The organism is Pseudomonas sp. LBUM1672, assembly GCF_059695655.1.
The window spans coordinates 2,929,788-2,947,255 of sequence record NZ_CP166781.1 but is presented as its reverse complement, the minus strand read 5'-3'; the positions used below and the strand labels follow the sequence as shown (position 1 = coordinate 2,947,255).

Here is a 17,468-nt window from a genome sequence, read left to right as displayed (position 1 = left end):
CAACGGTATTCAAGCCGTCGCCAATCGTTCCCCGCGAACAATGTCGGCCATGAAACGATCCGCCGGCAGCGGGTGTCCGAGCAGGTAGCCCTGCAACGAATCGCAACCGAGTTTGGTCAGGAAGTCTTGCTGGACGCCGGTCTCCACGCCCTCGGCGACGATGCGCAAGCCCAACGCCTGGCCGAGGGCGACGATGGCCGAGACGATGGCGGCGTCGTCACTGTCGTGTTCCAGATCGCGGACGAAACCGCGGTCGATCTTCAGTTCGTTGGCCGGCAGGCGCTTGAGGTACATCAAGCTCGAATAACCGGTGCCGAAGTCGTCGATGGACAGGTCGACGCCCATTTCCGAGAGTTCCTGAAGCACCGTCATGCTCGCATCGGCATCACTCATGGCGGTGGTTTCAGTGATTTCCAGGGTCAGGCTATTGGCCGGCAGCTTATGCGTGGCCAAGGCTTTGGAGACGCTCTTGACCAGACCCGCATGGCAGAACTGCAACGCCGAGAGGTTCACCGCAATGCGCCAGTCGGTATAGCCGAGCACGTACCACTCGCGCATCTGGCGGCAGGCTTCATTCAGCACCCATTCACCAATGGGAATGATCAGCCCGGTCCTTTCCGCCAGATCGATGAACTTGTCCGGCAGCAGCATGCCCTGGGTCGGATGCTCCCAACGCAGCAGCGCTTCGGCGCCTACCGGGCGACCATTGCCGGCGTCGAACTTGGGCTGGTAATAGAGGCTGAACTGCTGCTGTTCGAGGGCATTGCGCAAATCCTGCAGCAATTGCAGCTGTTTGCGCGCGTTGCTGTTCATCGACGCGTCGAAGAAGCTGTAGCCGTTTTTCCCCGCGCCCTTGGCGTGGTACATCGCCGCGTCAGCGTTCATCAGCAATTCCTGGGCGGTCTGGCCGTTGCCCGGGTACAACGCGATGCCGAGGCTGGCGGAAATCTGCAGGTCGTGTTCGGCGACCCGGAACGCACTGCCGATCAGCCCGACCTGCCGCGCTGCCACGTTCAGCGCGTCGTTTGGCTCGCTGAGGCGCACCAGCAGGACGAATTCATCGCCGCCAATCCGCGCCAGCGTGTCCTGACTACGCATGTCCTCGCGCAGACGCATACCGACCTCGCGCAACAACTGATCGCCCATGTGGTGGCCGAAGGCATCGTTGACCGGTTTGAAGCCGTCGAGGTCTATGAACATCAGCGCAAAACAACCGCCCTGCTCCTGCACCTTGGACATGGCCTGCTCGATGCGGTCAGCCAGCAACATGCGATTGGGCAAACCCGTGAGTGTGTCGTGCAGGGCCAGTTGGGTCAGTTCGCGGTTGGCTTCCGTCAGCGACCGCGCCAAGTCGGCGGTACGGGCTTCAAGACGCGCATCGAGCACCGAAGTCAGCAAAGCGATGCTCAACACCGCGAGCGTGGTGATCAGCACCAGGTTGTCGAGGCCCTTGCCGTTCAAGCCGCTGATGGCGGCGCCACAGAAACTGCCGTCCGGGAAGCGCGCCGCGGCCATGGCCGTGTAGTGCATGCCGACGATGGCCAGGCCCATGATCACCGCCGCACCGGCGCGAAGCAGGCCTACGTATGGCGTGTGCTGACGCAGGCGGAAGGCGATCCATAACGCCGCACCGGAGGCGCCAACGGCGATGAGCAGCGACGCACCAAACAGCGTCGGGTCGTAATCGATGCCCGGCTGCATGTGCATGGCGGCCATGCCGGTGTAATGCATGGCGCTTATCCCGGCGCCCATGATCAACGCGCCGAACCCCAGTTGCCAGGACGGCAGCCGGGGCTGGCTGACCAGCCACAGGGCAAAGCCGCAGGACAGGATCGCGGTCAACAGCGAGAGTGCCGTGAGGGTGAAGTCGTAACCCAGGTCGATGGGCAACGTGAACGCGAGCATGCCGATAAAGTGCATCGACCAGACGCCAACGCCCATGGCAAAGGCGCCGCCCGCCGTCCATAGAAACACGGCACGGCCTTTGGCGGTCGCGATGCGCTCGGTCAGGTCGAGCGCGGTGTAAGAGGCGAGAATCGCTACGCAGAGCGAAATGATTACCAGCGTGGGGGAATAGCTACCGATGAGCATGTGACTATCTCGCGATCGCCCTCCCGTACTGCTTCCGTTCTCGGGAGGGCAAAACGGGCGATTGTACTGATTGCACAAAAGAACGCACTGACAAAAGTAATCAAATGGCCATCAAACCGATGAAACGCTTGTTTGACACCCCGATGACTCAAGCAATCGCTGGTAGCAGCTGTCGAGCCTGCGAGGCTGCGTCCGGCGACGAAGTCGTCGTGAAGTCAAACGACGCGGTGTTTCAGGAAGACCGCATGCGCAGGTTTTACGACGACTGCGTCGCCGAACGCAGCCTCGCAAGCTCGACAGCTGCTACAGGGATCGCGCTATTTGTTTTCGCTTACCTGGAGCGCTCCGTCCCAGCCACCACCCAGCGCCGCAATCAGCTGCACACTGGCAATCAACCGACTCTGTAACAGGCTCAACACGCTGCGTTCATTACTCAACGCGGTGGCCTGGACAACCACCACGTCCAGGTACGCAATCACCCCGGCCTTGTACTGGTTTTGCGTCAAACGAAGGGATTCACGCGCGGCATCCAGTGCTTCCTGGCGCACGCCGGCTTCGTCTTCCAGCACCTTGAGTTGCACCAGGTAGTTTTCCACCTCGCGAAAACCATCGAGCACGGTCTGGCGGTACTTGGCGACGGTTTCGTCGTAAGCGGCCTCGCTGCGATCGACCTCGGCAGATCGCTGGCCGCCATCGAACAGGGTCATGGCCAGTTGCGGCCCCACCGACCAGAAGCGGTTCGGCACGCTGATCCAGTTGGCATAGGTGCTGCTGCTATAACCGCCATTCAGACTCAGGGTCAGGTCCGGGTAGTAGGCAGCCTTGGCCACGCCGATGTTGGCGTTGGCCGCCATCACCGAACGCTCGGCGGAAGCGATGTCCGGGCGACGCTCGAGCAACTGCGAAGGCAGGCCCAGCGGTACTTCGGGCAACGCCGGAATATTCTTGGTTTCGGCCAGGTCGAACTCGGCTGGCGGTAGCCCGATCAGCACGGCAATGGCGTTTTCGAACTGAGCACGTTGCCAGATCAGGTCGACCATGTCCGCCTGGGTGCTTTTGAGCTGCGTTTGCGCCTGGGCCACCGCGTCCTTGCCGGAGACGCCGGCGCGGTACTGGTTTTCGGTCATTTTCAGCGAGCGCTGATAGGCCTCGACGGTCGCTTCCAGCAGGCGCTTTTGTTCGTCAATCACCCGCAGTTGCAGGTAGTTCTGCACCAGCTCCGATTGCTGACTGAGGCGCATCGCCGCCAGATCCGCAAAACTGGCCTCGGCGTTGGCGGTGTCGGCTTCAAGGCCTCGGCGCAACTTGCCCCAGATGTCCGCTTCCCAACTGACCCCGGCTTGCGCCGTGTAGGTGTCACGAATACCGCTGGAGGAACTGGTCAGGCTTGAACTGCTGCTGCCGGTGCCCTGGCTGGAGCGGTTTTTCCCGACGGTCAGATCCACCGTCGGGAAAAACGCACCCCGGGCGCTGCGCACCAAGGCCTGGGCCTGACGGTACTGGGCTTCAGACTGGGCGACGGTCTGGTTGGAGCTGTTGAGTTTTTCGATCAGGCCATTGAGCTGCTGATCGCCATACAACTCCCACCAGGCGCCGCGGGCCAGGGAATCACTCGGGCTGGCCTGACGCCAGCCGGCGGCTTCCTTGTATTGCACCGGCGCGGCGGCTGGCGGGCGCTGGTAGTCGGGGCCGACAGCGCAAGCGCTGAGCATCGCCACGCACAGCGCCAGGCTCAGCAAGCGCGAGCCCCGGGCTGCGGCCAACGGCGTGGCCAGATTGATAAGCGAACGGTCAGTCATAGCGGAGTTTCCAGAGCAGCATCGGTACGCACTCCACGCCATTTGTTGAAGCGATGGCGCAGTTTATCGAGATAGAGGTAAACCACCGGGGTGGTGTAAAGGGTCAACACCTGGCTGAAGATCAGCCCGCCAATGATGGTCAGACCCAGCGGCTGACGCATTTCCGCCCCTTCGGCACGGCTCAGCAGCAACGGCAACGCGCCGAGGATCGCCGCCAGGGTGGTCATCAGAATCGGTCGCAGACGTTGCAGGCAAGCACTGCGAATCGACTCCAGCGGAGCCATGCCCTGATGACGCTCCAATTGCAGCGCCAGGTCGATCATCAGAATGGCGTTTTTCTTCACCACGCCGATCAGCAGGAACAACCCGAGCAACGAAATCAGGCTGAACTCACCACCCAGCGCATAAATCGACAGCAACGCGCCGACCCCGGCCGACGGCAACGTGGACAAGATGGTCAGCGGATGGATGTAGCTTTCATACAGCACACCCAGCACCAGATACACCGCCACCAGTGCGCCGAGAATCATCCACGGCTGGCTCTTCTGCGTGGCCGCAAAGGCATCGGCGGTGCCGGCCATTTTCGCGATCACACTTTCCGGCAGGCCGACCTTGGCAATCGCGCGCTCAATGGCGGCACTGCCCTGCTCCACCGTGACGCCTTCCGCCATGTCGAAGGCAATGCTTTCGGAGGCGAACTGGCCTTCGTGGCTGACCCGGTCGTCTTCCAGGCTGTTTTCGTAATGGGCAATGGTCGACAGCGGAATCCGCGCACCGTCGGCGGTGATCACTTGCACTTGCTTGAGCGTGATCGGGTCCTGGGCGTATTTCGGATTGACCTCCATCACCACTTGGTACTGATTGAGACTGTCGTAAATCGTCGAGATCTGCCGCTGGCTGTAAGCGTTGTTCAGTACCGAGGTGACCATGTCCATGTCGACGCCCAGGCGCTTGGCCTGATCGCGATCGACGATCAGGGTCACTTGCTGTGCCCCCCGCCCTTCACGGGCATCAATCGCCGTCAGCTCCGGCAACGCTTTCAGAGCGGTGACGACTTTCGGGTACCACTCGCGCAAATCACCGAGGTCGCCGCTTTGCAGGATGTAGGAATACTGCGACGTGGTTTGTTCACGACCGCCGCCGAATTGCAGGTCCTGATCGGCCATCAGCATCAATTGCGCGCCAGCGACCTTGGGCATTTCCTTACGCAGGCGCTCGATGACTTTCTGCGCGGAAATGTTGCGTTCCTTGATCGGTTTCAAGCGCACCAGCATGAAGGCGTTGTTGGTGCCGTTGGTGCCGCCGATGAAACCGGCGACGCTTTGCACCGCGTCGTCCTTGAGCACGGCGCGGCGGAAGATTTCCATTTTCGGCTGCATCACGCTGAACGACAGACCGTCGTCGCCGCGCACGAAACCGATCAGTTGACCGGTATCCTGTTGCGGCATAAAAGTTTTAGGAACAACGACATACAGGGCGATGTTAACGCCGACCGTCACGATCAGGCTGAGCAAAGTCAACCGGCGGTGACGCAATACCCAATCGAGGCTGGTCGCGTATTTGCCGACCATCCACTCGTTGGCCCGCTGACTCCAGCGCTGCAAACGGTTTTCCTGCCCCGGCGTGTGCGGCTTGAGCCAACGGGCGCAAAGCATCGGCGTCAGTGTCAATGAGACTATCAGCGAGACCACGATGGACGCCGCCAACGTGATGGAAAACTCGCGGAACAGGCTTTCGACAATCCCGCCCATGAACAGGATCGACAGGAACACCGCCACCAGCGAGACGTTCATCGACAGCAACGTAAAGCCGACCTCCTCAGCCCCCAGGTACGCGGCTTTCATCGGCGGTACGCCTTCGTCGATGTGCCGGGAAATGTTCTCCAGCACCACGATGGCGTCGTCCACCACCAGCCCCGTGGCCAGGATCAGCGCCATCAACGACAGGTTGTTAAGGGAAAATCCGTAGAGGTACATCACCGCAAAGGTGCCGACCAGCGACACCGGCACCGCCAAGGTCGGAATCAGCGAGGCGCGGAAGTTACCGAGAAACAGGAACACCACCAGAATCACCAGCGCCACGGCGATCAGCAGAGTCATTTCCGCTTCGTGCAAGGTCGCCTTGATCACTGGTGACCGGTCCATTGCCAGGTTCAATTTGACGCTGGCCGGCAGCACCGCCTGCAACGCTGGCAACTGCGCCTTGATTTCGTTGACCGTCTCGATGATGTTCGCACCGGCCTGGCGGTTGATCACCAGCAGCACCGCCGCGTCATTGTTGAAGAAGCCGCTGTTGTAGCGGTCCTCGACGCCATCGCTGACCTTGGCCACGTCCCTCAGACGCAACGCCGCGCCGTCCGCGTAGTGGATGATCAGCGACTCGTAATCCTTGGCTTTCTCCAGTTGATCGTTGGCCTGCACCTGCCACAACCGCTGACCGTCTTCGACTGAGCCCTTGGGCCGGCGCACGTTGGCGTTGGCGATGGTGTTGCGCACATCGTCCAGGGCCACGCCGTACTGGTTGAGCGCCTGGGGTTCAAGCTCGATGCGCACCGCCGGCAAGGAGCTGCCGCCGATCTGCACTTCACCGACGCCCTGCACCTGGGACAGGCTCTGGGAAAGAATGGTCGAGGCCAAATCGTAGAGCTGGCCTTTTTCCAGCACATCGGAGGTCAGCGACAGCACCATGATCGGTGCCTGGGACGGGTTGACCTTCTTGTAGGTCGGCATGCTGCGCATCCCGCTCGGCAGCAGGTTGCGCGAGGCGTTGATCGCCGCCTGCACTTCCCGGGCCGCGCCGTTGATGTCGCGGTCGAGGTCGAACTGCAAAATCACCCGGGTCGAGCCCTGGCTGGAGCGGCTGCTCATGGTGTTGACGCCGGCGATGGCGCCGAAGGAGCGCTCCAGCGGCGTCGCCACGGTCGAGGCCATCACTTCAGGGCTGGCGCCCGGCAGACTGGCCTGGACCACGATCACCGGAAAGTCCATCTGCGGCAACGGCGCCACCGGCAACAGGCCGAAGCTCACGCCGCCCAGCAGCATGATCGCCAGGCTCAGCAACATGGTCGCGACCGGGCGCTTGATGAAAGGTCCGGACAGGTTCATGGCTGCTCGACCGCTTCCGCGGCTTCAGACTTGCGACCCCAGCGCCGGCCGAGGCGGTCAAAATACAGATAGATCACCGGCGTGGTGAACAGCGTCAGCACCTGGCTCAACAACAGGCCACCGACCATTACCAGACCCAACGGCTGGCGCAATTCCGCGCCGGAACCAGTGGCCAGCATCAACGGCACCGCGCCAAACAACGCGGCCAACGTGGTCATCAAAATCGGCCGGAAACGCAACAGCGCCGCTTGATAGATCGCTGTTTCCGGGTCCATGCTCTGGTTGCGTTCAGCGTCGAGGGCGAAGTCGATCATCATGATCGCGTTCTTTTTCACAATGCCAATCAGCAAAATGATGCCGATGATCGCGATCATCCCCAGGTCATTGCCGCTCAGCAGCAGCGCCAGCAAGGCGCCGACCGCCGCCGAGGGCAAGGTCGAGAGAATGGTGATCGGGTGGATGTAGCTCTCGTAGAGCACGCCGAGCACGATGTACATGGTCACCACCGCCGCGAGAATCAGCAGCAAGGTGCTCGACAACGAGGCCTGGAACGCCTCGGCCGCGCCCTGGAACTGAGTCTGCACGCCAATCGGCATGCCGATGTCTTTCTGCACCTGCTCGATGATTTCCACCGCATGCCCCAGCGCCACGCCGGGTGCCAGGTTGAACGACATCATCACCGCCGGGAACTGGCCGATATGCGTGATCGCCAACTGCGCCTGCCGCTCCTCGATGTGCGCCAGGCTGGACAGGCGCACTTGCCCGCCGTCGGTGGTCTTGACGTGAATCTGGTTCAACGCGTCCGGGCCAATCTTCTCGCCGGACTGCGATTGCAGCACCACGCGGTATTGGCTGGCCTGGGTGTAAATAGTTGAAATCTGCCGCTGGCCGAAGGCGTCGTACAGCGCATCGGTGATGTTCGACACCGATACACCGACCCGCGACGCTGCATCGCGGTCGATCACCAGATAGACCTGCAAGCCCTTGTCCTGCAGGTCGCTGGCGACGTCGGTCAACTCAAGCCGTTGCGCCAGTGCGTCTACCAGACGACCGCTCCACAGGCTGAGCAACTCGGAATCCGGCGACGACATGCTGAACTGGTATTGCGTGCGGCTGACGCGGTCTTCAATGGTCAGGTCCTGCACCGGCTGCATGAACAGGCGAATACCGACCAGCTTGTCCAGTTCCGGTTGCAGGCGGGCGATCACTTCGGTGGCGCTCAGGTCGCGGTTGCTGTGGGACTTGAGGTTGATCAGCAGCCGACCGCTGTTGAGCGTCGAGTTGTCACCGTCGACGCCGATGTAGGACGACAGGCTTTCCACCGCCGGATCGGCCAGGATGACCTTGGCCAGTTCCTGCTGACGCTCGCTCATCGCAGCAAAGGAAATCGACTGCGGCGCCTCGGAGATGCCCTGGATAACGCCCGTGTCCTGCACCGGGAAAAAGCCCTTGGGCACGACCATGTACAGGAGCACCGTCAGCGCCAACGTGCCGATTGCCACCAGCAATGTCAGCGGCTGATGCTTGAGAACCCACTTTAACTTGCGCCCGTAAGCCGCGATCATCCAATCAATTGTCGCGCCACTGGCGCGGTAGAAACGGCCCTGTTCTTCTTCCTTGGGCTCACGCTTGAGCAACCGCGCGCACATCATCGGCGTCAGGGTCAGGGACACGACCAGGGAAATCAGGATCGCCACCGCCAGGGTGATGGCGAACTCGCGGAATAGCCGCCCTACCACGTCGGCCATGAACAGCAGCGGAATCAGTACCGCGATCAGCGACAGGGTCAGGGAAATCAGGGTGAAGCCGATCTGCTTGGCGCCCTTGAGCGCGGCATTCAAGGGACTGTCCCCTTCTTCGATAAACCGGGAAATGTTCTCCAGCATCACGATCGCATCGTCCACCACGAAACCGGTGGCAATGGTCAGGGCCATCAGGGTCAGGTTGTTGACCGAGAAACCGGCGAGGTACATCACGCCGAAGGTGCCGATCAACGACAGCGGCACGGCCACCGACGGAATGATCGTGGCACTGGCCCGACGCAGGAACAGGAACGTGACCATCACCACCAGCGCGATGGCGATCAACAATTCGTGTTGCACGTCGGTGACCGAGGCGCGGATGGTCTGGGTGCGGTCGGTGAGGACCGTAACGTCGAGACCGGCCGGCAGGTTGTCGGTGATGCTCGGCAGCAAGGCCTTGATCCGGTCGACCACTTCAATGACGTTGGCCCCGGGTTGACGCTGAATGTTCAGCAACACGGCCTGGTTTTCATTGGCCCACGCTGCCAGACGTTCGTTTTCTGCGCCGTCGACGATCTCGGCCACGTCCTTGAGGCGTAACGGCGCGCCGTTGGCGTAGGCCAGGATCAGGTTGGCATAGTCCTTGGGCGAGGTCAGTTGATCGTTGGCATCGAGCATCGACACCCGGGTCGGGCCGTCGAAGTTGCCCTTGGGCTGGTTGACGTTGGACGCGCCGATCAGGGTCCGCACGTCCGACAGGTTCAAGCCATTGGCCGCCAACGCTTCCGGGTTGACCTTGATCCGCACCGCCTGACGCTGGCCGCCGGCAATGCTGACCATGCCGACGCCGCTGATCTGGGCGATTTTCTGCGCCATGCGCGTGTCGACCAAATCATTGAGCTTGGGCAACAGCATGGTTTTGGAGGTGATGGCCAAGGTCAGCACCGGGGTGTCCGCCGGGTTGACCTTGTTGTACACCGGCGGCGCCGGCAAGTCTTTGGGCAGCAGATTGGTCGCGGCGTTGATCGCGGCTTGCACCTGCTGCTCGGCGACGTCCATGTTGATGTCGAGGCTGAAACGCAGGGTCAGCACCGAAGCGCCGCCAGAGCTGGTCGATGCCATCTGGGTCAGCCCGGGCATTTGCCCGAACTGACGCTCCAGCGGCGCGGTCACGGCGCTGGTCATGACATCCGGGCTCGCGCCGGGATACAGCGTCATGACGCGGATGGTCGGGTAATCCACCTGAGGCAATGCCGACACCGGCAGCAGCCGATAGGCGATCACGCCGGCCAGGATGATGGCCAGCATGCTCAGCGTGGTGGCGACCGGGCGAAGGATGAACAGCCGCGAGATGTTCATGCGCCGCCCTTTTTCGCCTTGTCGGTGGTCGCCGGCTCAGTCGAGCTGGCCGCCGATTTGCCTTGCAGGTGGCCGGTCGGGGTGGTCGGCACGTCCTTGGTGTCGTTGACCACTTCCACTTCGCTGCCTTCCTTCAGGCGGTCGGTGCCTTCGAGGACCACGCGATCTCCGGGGGCCAGGCCTTCGGTGATCACGGTGTTTTCACCGTCACTGGCGCCGACTTTCAACTGACGGATCGCGACTTTCTTGTCGCCGTCCAGGGCGTAGACGAAGGTGCCGTTGGTGCCGAACTGAATCGCCGCGGAAGGTGCGAGCACCACATCTTTGAGGGTGTCGGCCAGCAGATGGACGTTGACGAACTGGTTGGGAAACAGCGCCTGATCACGGTTCTCGTAGCGCGCCTTGAATTTCAGGGTGCCGGTGGTCACGTCGATCTGGTTGTCCAGGCTCTGCAACACGCCGGTGGCCTGCAACTTGGTGTCGCCACGGTCCCAGGCTTCGGCCGGCAGTTTGGCGCCGGCGCGATAGCGCGCCAGTACGACGTCGAGGCTGTTTTCCGGCAAGGTGAAGGCGACGCTGATCGGCTGGGTCTGGGTGATGATCGCCAGCGCCGTGGTGTCGTTGGCCGCCACCAGGTTACCGACGTCCAGCTGCCGCAGGCCCACACGCCCGGCAATCGGGGCGCGGATCTTGGTGAATTCGAGATTGAGCTTGGCGTCGTTGACCGCCGCCTGGTTGGTCTTGACCGTGCCCTGGTACTGACCGACCAGTGCTTCGGCGGTGTCCAGGGTTTGCTTGGCGATGCTGTCTTCCTTGAACAGGCCGCGATAACGCTCGACGTCGACCTGAGCGTTTTTCAACTGTGCCTGGTTCTGCAGCAGCGTGCCTTCGGCCTGGAGCAAGGCGTTCTGGTAAGGACGCGGGTCGATTTCAGCCAGCAGGTCGCCGGCCTTGACCATCTGCCCTTCTTCGAAAGAGATCTTCATCAATTCGCCGCCAACCCGGCTGCGCACATTGATGGTGTTCAGCGCGGTAACGGTGCCCAGCGCCTTGTAGTACAACGGGAAATCTCCCTTGACCGCCGGCGCCACGCGCACCGGGATCGGCCCGGTCGCCCCGCCGAAGCCCGGACGCATCCCCCCCGACTTGCCGGTGTGGCCGGCCACGGCTTTCGGCGCAGCGCCGTCCTTGTTGGCAGTACCGGCGGGCCAGAATTTCCAGCACAGGCCAGCGATGACCAACAGGACAAGCAGGCCGAGGAGCCAGCGACGAGGTTTACGGGAAGCGGAGGATTGCATGGAATGATCAACCATTGGGCGCGTGAGCTTCTTTCTACAGGAGGCTGAACGATAAGCACTGGTGGGTATTAAGCAAAGCGCCTTTACCGGCAATTTACCTTCGGCTTACGTAACAGGAGGTTTATCTAAGACACTGAAGCACAAATGAAAACGGCCTGGACAGGGCCAGGCCGTTAACAATTGTAATGCTTTACTTATTTCAGAACGGCCAGTGCCGCTTCGTAGTTCGGCTCTTCAGCGATTTCCTTGACCAGTTCGCTGTGCAGCACGTTGTCGTTCTCGTCCAGCACTACGACGGCACGGGCAGTCAGGCCTTTGAGCGGGCCGTCAGCGATGGCCACGCCGTAGTTCTCGATGAACTCGGCACCGCGCAGGGTCGACAGGTTCTGAACGTTGTCCAGGCCTTCGGCGCCGCAGAAGCGTGCTTGAGCGAACGGCAGGTCAGCCGAGATGCACAGCACTACGGTGTTGGCGATGTCGTTGGCCTGGGCGTTGAACTTGCGTACCGAAGTGGCGCAGGTCGGGGTGTCGACGCTTGGGAAGATGTTCAGCACTTTGCGCTTGCCGGCGAAGTTCGCCAGGGTCACGTCGGACAGATTGCCGGCAACCAGGGAAAAGGCTGGCGCCTTGGAACCGGCTTGTGGCAATTGGCCGTTGACTTGAACCGGGGAGCCTTTAAGAGTGACTTGAGCCATGAACGGAGTCCTTCTGACGTTGTTGTGGAGAATTTTGAAGAGGCCGAAGTTAACCACGAAATGGTCCGACGACCTATCCCCTGTACAAAACTTGTATACAACCCAAATCCCTGATGGGAGCGAGCCTTTGTGGCGAGGGGGCTTGCCCCCGTTGGACTGCGCAGCAGTCCCCTGAACTTCGGCTATGGGGAGGCTTCGCGACCCAACGGGGGCAAGCCCCCTCGCCACAAGGTCCACAGGGTCGGGGTCAGGCCAGCAACCGCAACATATTGCGGTGTCGCGCCTCGAAGATCCGGCGCATATACGCATTTACCAGTAGCGCCTCTGTCAACGCGCCACCGAAAGCCGAATACGTCACATGATCGGTGTACAGCGTACCGCCCTCTCCCGTCTCCACCCGGTGTTCATGACGAAAGGCAGCCATTGGTCCCTTGAGCATTTCATCGATGAAATGATGCTCGCCAACCTCGCGAATCACCACGGTCCAATCGGCAGGTATGAAATTGAACATCCAGTGTCGAAAACGGAACTGGCGCCCGGCTTCGATTCGAAGATTGCTTAAGTCGATATTGCTTAATAGCGTCACCCGCCCCGGGAAGATCTTCGGAAAGTTGACACCTTCCAGGCAGTAATCGAGGACTTGCGCCGGTGTCCGGCCGGGGATGAGCGTAGTAATTTGCAACACAGGCATTTGCAGTGACATTCCATTGTTTGGCAGGAAGTGAAGTGGCAAGCGTGGCAGGCACATCAATTTATGGTTTCGGGGGTCGGAAACTCTCTTCTGTCCCGGAACATGACGTAAAGGGGGTCCACCCCGGAGCCTGTCGGGAAGACAACGATGTAGTCATCGAATTTGATCTCGCTCGTGCCATCAAATGGCTCCAATAACGGAACAGGCGGAGATTGCAAAAACCCCAGGCGATACTCGGTGGTCGACCCCTGGTCCGGTGTGGTTTCAAGCGCCGCAGGTGCGCGCCAGCTGACAGTGACCGGGGCCGGTCCATCGGCGGTGAGACAGTAAGCTTGCATCGAGTCCTTCCAGACCGCGGGGCGCACCCTCACTTTGGACGACAAGGTGTTGCCATTCGTTGGCGTTATGGCCACCTGTAACAGCGTGCTTATCAATCTCACGCCTTGAGACAGCGTCCCTGCGGGAACATCGTATGTACCGCTGATCATCCTGAAAGCAATGTCCACGTCTGCCGCGTTTGCTGCAAGGTCGTGCCAATCATGCCCCTCGATGGGCTGGAACTCGTGCAAAGGCACACACACCACATACCTGCCAACCTCGGCGCGACTTGAAAATTCCATTCGTAGAACCGCCGCGTATTGCCCCTGATGGGCTTCGGTACCGGAGGTGATCTGCCAGGTAAATTCTGCCACCGCAGAACGCACCGATTTTTGCAGAGCGACCCGGTAAGTTTCCATTGGCTGCGAAAGCGCCCCATCGATCCAGACGCCGGGCCGCGAATTGACGTGGCCCAGTGACGCCAACAAAAGGCCCGGGGTCTGAACGGGACCCACTCCGCCCTGATAGCGTTGGCGTACCAGTTGGGTTTGCGCATTGATCAGTAACGTTTCAGCCTCGATTTGCAGGTGATTCAGGCGCTGCCTGACGACGCTCAACGTCGCCAGATACCGAGACTCAGTGGCAGTGATCAACTGGGCGATGTTTTGCCACTGTGCCTGCTCGGCGCGGCCATAAGTCAAATCGCGTTGGGCAGCGTCCCTTTTGAACTTGAGCCTCATTTCCCAGAACTCGTAGCGCCTGACCACCAGACGTGTATCAAATTCAGCGATTTCGAGACTGCGGATGTCCGCCTCACGCCCACGGATGTCCACTTCAGCGTTCTGTTGGCTGCGCAGATGCTTGATACGGCGCTCTAAAAGGCTTAACGCTGGCTCGACATCATTCTGGGAAGTTGCCACGTCCATGACGACTTTTTGTGCCGCTGCCAGACTTTGAGCGATGCGCAGTTGCGTCACTTGGGCAAACGTCATCGGAGTGGACGGCCAATTGGCATTGGAGCTCGGCATGGGGATGCCCTCGCCCTTGAATGCAGGCTGCCCTTTCTTGTGGTGCCAGTCTTTGACGTAGTACACAACCGAGCCCGTGGTGTGACCGTTGTAATCGTCCTCTGCAGGGTAGAACAACAGATCTGCGCCTTTGGGGTGGCCGACGATCCGGTCGAAGTGGTTGATGAGTCGGTCATGGTCCACTTTAGGCAAATCGACGGCCCATATTCTGTTCACCAACGCCTGGAATTCCGGCTCGGTGTAATCCTTGAGTGTTGCTTTGAGTTCCATCCCTGGTTTTTCCTTGTAGAGAAGACACTTAACAGCTGCAAGATAGATGCATCTGCTCATTAATGATGAGCAGATGGTTTTTCGCTCGAGGTGACTGCATTACTCCGGCTTGAAGCCGGGTTTGTTATTGAGTGCGCGCCATTCCTTGACTGCTTTCAGGATGCCTTCGGGACTGTCTTCCTGGCCTTCCTTGGGGTAGAAAATGACGTCTGAGCGGTCTGGGTGTTCTGAGACCAATTCAAAATGATCAAGGAGGTCATCTCTGTAATCCTCCAGTGCCTGCCCTCGCAGGTCGCTCGTCTGATGGAAAAACTCCCCCAAAAATGCCAAGAACTCTGTCTCTGTGTAGTCCTCCAACCTCTTTTTAAAAATCATGACTGTTTCTCTCTATGTGAAGTTGAATATGACGTTTAGGGGTCATCACCGAGAGGTTGTCCAAGCCGTAGACATCTCCTCCTTTTGAAACTTCAACTTCATGGTGAAGTTCAAACGTCCTACGTCCACCAGCTTGGTCTACAACTGCCGAAAAAGGAGCAGATCCATCCCGCATTCTGTCCAGATTGCTTCGAGAAAACTGGCGACTTAACTCTGCATCCTCCGCAACAGCCCTCCAAAACGCCCGCCTGAAACCATGAAAGTTTCGAAACTCCTTCCACCGCAAATGGTCCGCGATTTGCCCTGGTATCGGCGCCCCATCTCCCCTCGCATCGTCTCCAAGCCAAACTTCTGAAACGTCGGATCCCCACCCCGTTGCAGTCCCCGGATCATCCCGCCGGTCAAGAAACAGAACATCCGACGAAGGCAACTCCATGTCCGCCGGGAATCCGGGAATACTGCCACCGACCAGACCTTGATCAACAGCCGGAAACGTCTCGTTTTGAGGTAGGACCGGGATGGCCGGAGTACCGGGATAAACCGCAGGAATCGACGGTATGACCGGTGAAGTTGTAGGACCGAGGTGTTCGATCCCCGGTGGAACGAGGGGTATCCAGGTACCGACGCCAACAGGACGTATTGGCCAAGGCAAAATTGCCGGTGTTATGCCCAGCCGTCCTTGGCTGCTTTGCGGAGTAGTAATGCTGATTTTGTCGAGGTTGAACGGGTTTTCGCCAAGCTCTGCGAGCGTTTGATAACGCAACTCGAATTCACGCCGCTCACCGACCCAGGTGTTTTTCGGGGCATAGGGTGCAAAGCCTTGCTCGAGGCGTTTTTTGTTCACCTCATCGAATTCGGCGACAAGTGCCGGGTACTCGCCAACTGTTCGCCACAGCGTTTCATCGAAGGCCCCGAACGAATTGACTTCCCGGCCACGGAACTGATCGCCAATCTCTACCGGGATAGCTGCACCGCTCGCTTGGCTGGCTGTTTTCCACCAGTCAAGGCCGGCGGGTTGACCGATGCCGGTGACGACACCAGATCCCATCGCCGGCAAACCGAAAGAGAAGTAAGTCGGTGGCAGGCCTGGCACGCACACAATGCAATCCTGTATGCGTAGATCGACACCCTCCGGGATGTTCTGGACCTGCGCAGTGATCACCGCCAATCCGGATTGACTCGCCGTTGTCCGAAGAGAGGGGACGTCTGGAGTGAACTGCAAGTGCCTGCCGGGATATCCGGGGATCTCGGCGTGATAGGCCCCCGTCAGAAGATCGAGCACTGCATTGACGACCGGAACCTGTGCGTCAATGCCGCCGCCAGTACTGACGGCGATGATCGCGGTGCCTTCCGGCACCGTTTCGGCTTTGAGCCGATAGGCCATTTCAACCGATCCGCCCGCATCAGCGATCGATTGCAAGACGCTGCTGTCAGCAAGGCCTAGCGATTGCGCCGGCACGCCGACTGAATGGAACAGGCGCCTGCGTTGCTCGGGCGTCAGCTCGCCATTGCCAAGCGTCGGCGAGTACACCATGGCGGTAACGAATACCGGTCCTGTTCTGGCTGCAATGCGAGCAAAATCGCCAAGGAGCCTGCCCGCAGCTCTGGAAGCAGCCTCGATTGCCGCCGCGACGTCCTGAGCAACGAGCACACCCTCACGGGTCAAAAACATCCCGCCGGTGGCCGGCGTCGACATGGGCACAGTCAGCGTGTTGACCCGCCTGACCCGTTCGACGCGAGAGTCTTCATCAGCCTGCTGCTTGAACCGGACTCGAGCATCGCGCTGCTCGGAAAACTGACGGAGCGCCTCCCACACCGCTTCCCGCTCACGCCAGACAATGGTCTGCTCGGCATGATGTCTGCCCAGCGCATTGGATTTATCCGTAAGCGCGTTTATCTGCGCGGATAGAAGCCGGGCTTCGTGGGCGGCGTTGTAGGCGTTTTCCCAGATCTGGTGGCCGTCGTTGAGCGCCTGGCCGAACTCACCCAGTCGTGTCAGGTAATCGTTCGAAGTGCGGGTGAGTGGGTCATGTCCATCGAAGGACCTGGCAACCGCATTCTTTGCATTGAGCTCTGCGGTTTTGCGGGCGATCAGCCCGTCAATTTCGTTTTTTTCCTTGGTGATGGTGTAGAGCTGCCAACGCTCGCTCGAACCGCTGTCCGGCGGTCGTCGAACACCGGAGATTTCATGTTCAAGGGAGGGGGCGAGTTGACTGGCCTTAACCGCAAAACTTCGGTCCACCTCGGTTCTGATAGCGTCATGACGCTGGGCCAGGCCGTTGAGAAATTGGTGCAAGGCCTGAACGCGAGATTGCTCCTGAGCCTGTGCCGCGGCTGCCTGAGCTTGAGCTTGAGCTTGAGCTTGAGCTTGAGCTTGAGCTTGAGCCGCCAAGGCTTGCGCTTGAATACCTGCCTGCACACGCTCGTTTTCCTTTGCCTGACGAGCGGCCTCTATGGCCCGCTTTCGGGCCTTCTTCTTTTTCTTGCTGGTTTTACCGAACCCGCCTGAAACCCCTCCGCCGCCGCCACCTCCTCCACCGGAACCACCGCTTGAAGCGGGCGGGCCCGACCGGATGACGACACTTCCTGACGTTCCATCGTTATGTATTTGTTGTGCCATACAGTCACTCCTTGTCTGTAGGGCGCAGCATGTCGGTGGAGCAGTGGTCCGGTGCGGTACATAGTTATAGGGTGGCCA

General features: G+C 60.2%; 10 protein-coding genes. All 10 read right to left on the bottom strand.

The features are described from left to right. Nucleotides 1-9 precede the first annotated feature (9 nt). Nucleotides 10-2,091 (bottom strand): putative bifunctional diguanylate cyclase/phosphodiesterase, encoded by a 2,082-nt coding sequence (locus tag ACA053_RS13500; RefSeq protein WP_497395898.1) that lies wholly within the window; start codon nt 2,089-2,091, stop codon nt 10-12. A 317-nt stretch (nt 2,092-2,408) separates the two neighbouring features. Continuing rightward, complete coding sequence (locus ACA053_RS13495; RefSeq protein ID WP_109630715.1) at nt 2,409-3,890, bottom strand: efflux transporter outer membrane subunit; 1,482 nt, start codon at nt 3,888-3,890, stop codon at nt 2,409-2,411. After that, nucleotides 3,887-6,994, bottom strand: a complete 3,108-nt coding sequence (locus ACA053_RS13490) for an efflux RND transporter permease subunit (protein ID WP_497395896.1) — start codon at nt 6,992-6,994, stop codon at nt 3,887-3,889. The genes ACA053_RS13495 and ACA053_RS13490 overlap by 4 nt, the downstream gene beginning before the upstream one ends. Further along, entirely contained in the window at nt 6,991-10,095 is a 3,105-nt protein-coding gene (locus ACA053_RS13485; protein ID WP_497395894.1) for an MdtB/MuxB family multidrug efflux RND transporter permease subunit, read from the bottom strand. Before ACA053_RS13485 ends, ACA053_RS13490 begins: the two co-directional genes overlap by 4 nt. Then, the gene (locus ACA053_RS13480) at nt 10,092-11,408 is read right to left on the bottom strand and encodes an MdtA/MuxA family multidrug efflux RND transporter periplasmic adaptor subunit (protein WP_497317793.1); all 1,317 of its coding nucleotides are present in this window, start codon (nt 11,406-11,408) and stop codon (nt 10,092-10,094) included. Before ACA053_RS13480 ends, ACA053_RS13485 begins: the two co-directional genes overlap by 4 nt. Nucleotides 11,409-11,587: 179 nt before the next feature. Then, on the bottom strand, nt 11,588-12,088 hold the full coding sequence (tpx, locus tag ACA053_RS13475) for a thiol peroxidase (RefSeq protein WP_438659180.1): 501 nt from the start codon (nt 12,086-12,088) through the stop codon (nt 11,588-11,590). 247 nt (nt 12,089-12,335) lie between these two features. Further along, nucleotides 12,336-12,779, bottom strand: coding sequence for an SRPBCC family protein (locus ACA053_RS13470; protein WP_109630702.1), 444 nt, complete (start codon nt 12,777-12,779; stop codon nt 12,336-12,338). Nucleotides 12,780-12,835: 56 nt separating this feature from the next. Further along, on the bottom strand, nt 12,836-14,395 hold the full coding sequence (locus ACA053_RS13465) for an S-type pyocin domain-containing protein (protein WP_497395892.1): 1,560 nt from the start codon (nt 14,393-14,395) through the stop codon (nt 12,836-12,838). 99 nt (nt 14,396-14,494) lie between these two features. Further along, a complete protein-coding gene (locus ACA053_RS13460; RefSeq protein WP_497395890.1) occupies nt 14,495-14,770 on the bottom strand; it encodes a bacteriocin immunity protein in 276 nt (91 codons plus the stop codon). Next, nucleotides 14,760-17,390 carry a pyocin-S2/colicin E7-DNase domain-containing protein gene (locus ACA053_RS13455; RefSeq protein ID WP_497395888.1) on the bottom strand — a complete coding sequence of 877 codons (2,631 nt, stop codon included), beginning with the start codon at nt 17,388-17,390 and terminating at the stop codon, nt 14,760-14,762. The genes ACA053_RS13460 and ACA053_RS13455 overlap by 11 nt, the downstream gene beginning before the upstream one ends. Nucleotides 17,391-17,468 lie beyond the last annotated feature (78 nt).

Excerpts from the sequence above, each read along its gene's own strand:
- ACA053_RS13460 (WP_497395890.1), bottom strand. The coding sequence starts at position 14,770 with ATGATTTTTAAAAAGAGGTTGGAGGACTACACAGAGACAGAGTTCTTG.
- ACA053_RS13485 (WP_497395894.1), bottom strand. The coding sequence starts at position 10,095 with ATGAACATCTCGCGGCTGTTCATCCTTCGCCCGGTCGCCACCACGCTG.
- ACA053_RS13490 (WP_497395896.1), bottom strand. The coding sequence starts at position 6,994 with ATGAACCTGTCCGGACCTTTCATCAAGCGCCCGGTCGCGACCATGTTG.
- ACA053_RS13470 (WP_109630702.1), bottom strand. The coding sequence starts at position 12,779 with ATGCCTGTGTTGCAAATTACTACGCTCATCCCCGGCCGGACACCGGCG.
- tpx (WP_438659180.1), bottom strand. The coding sequence starts at position 12,088 with ATGGCTCAAGTCACTCTTAAAGGCTCCCCGGTTCAAGTCAACGGCCAA.
- ACA053_RS13480 (WP_497317793.1), bottom strand. The coding sequence starts at position 11,408 with ATGGTTGATCATTCCATGCAATCCTCCGCTTCCCGTAAACCTCGTCGC.
- ACA053_RS13465 (WP_497395892.1), bottom strand. The coding sequence starts at position 14,395 with ATGGAACTCAAAGCAACACTCAAGGATTACACCGAGCCGGAATTCCAG.
- ACA053_RS13500 (WP_497395898.1), bottom strand. The coding sequence starts at position 2,091 with ATGCTCATCGGTAGCTATTCCCCCACGCTGGTAATCATTTCGCTCTGC.
- ACA053_RS13495 (WP_109630715.1), bottom strand. The coding sequence starts at position 3,890 with ATGACTGACCGTTCGCTTATCAATCTGGCCACGCCGTTGGCCGCAGCC.
- ACA053_RS13455 (WP_497395888.1), bottom strand. The coding sequence starts at position 17,390 with ATGGCACAACAAATACATAACGATGGAACGTCAGGAAGTGTCGTCATC.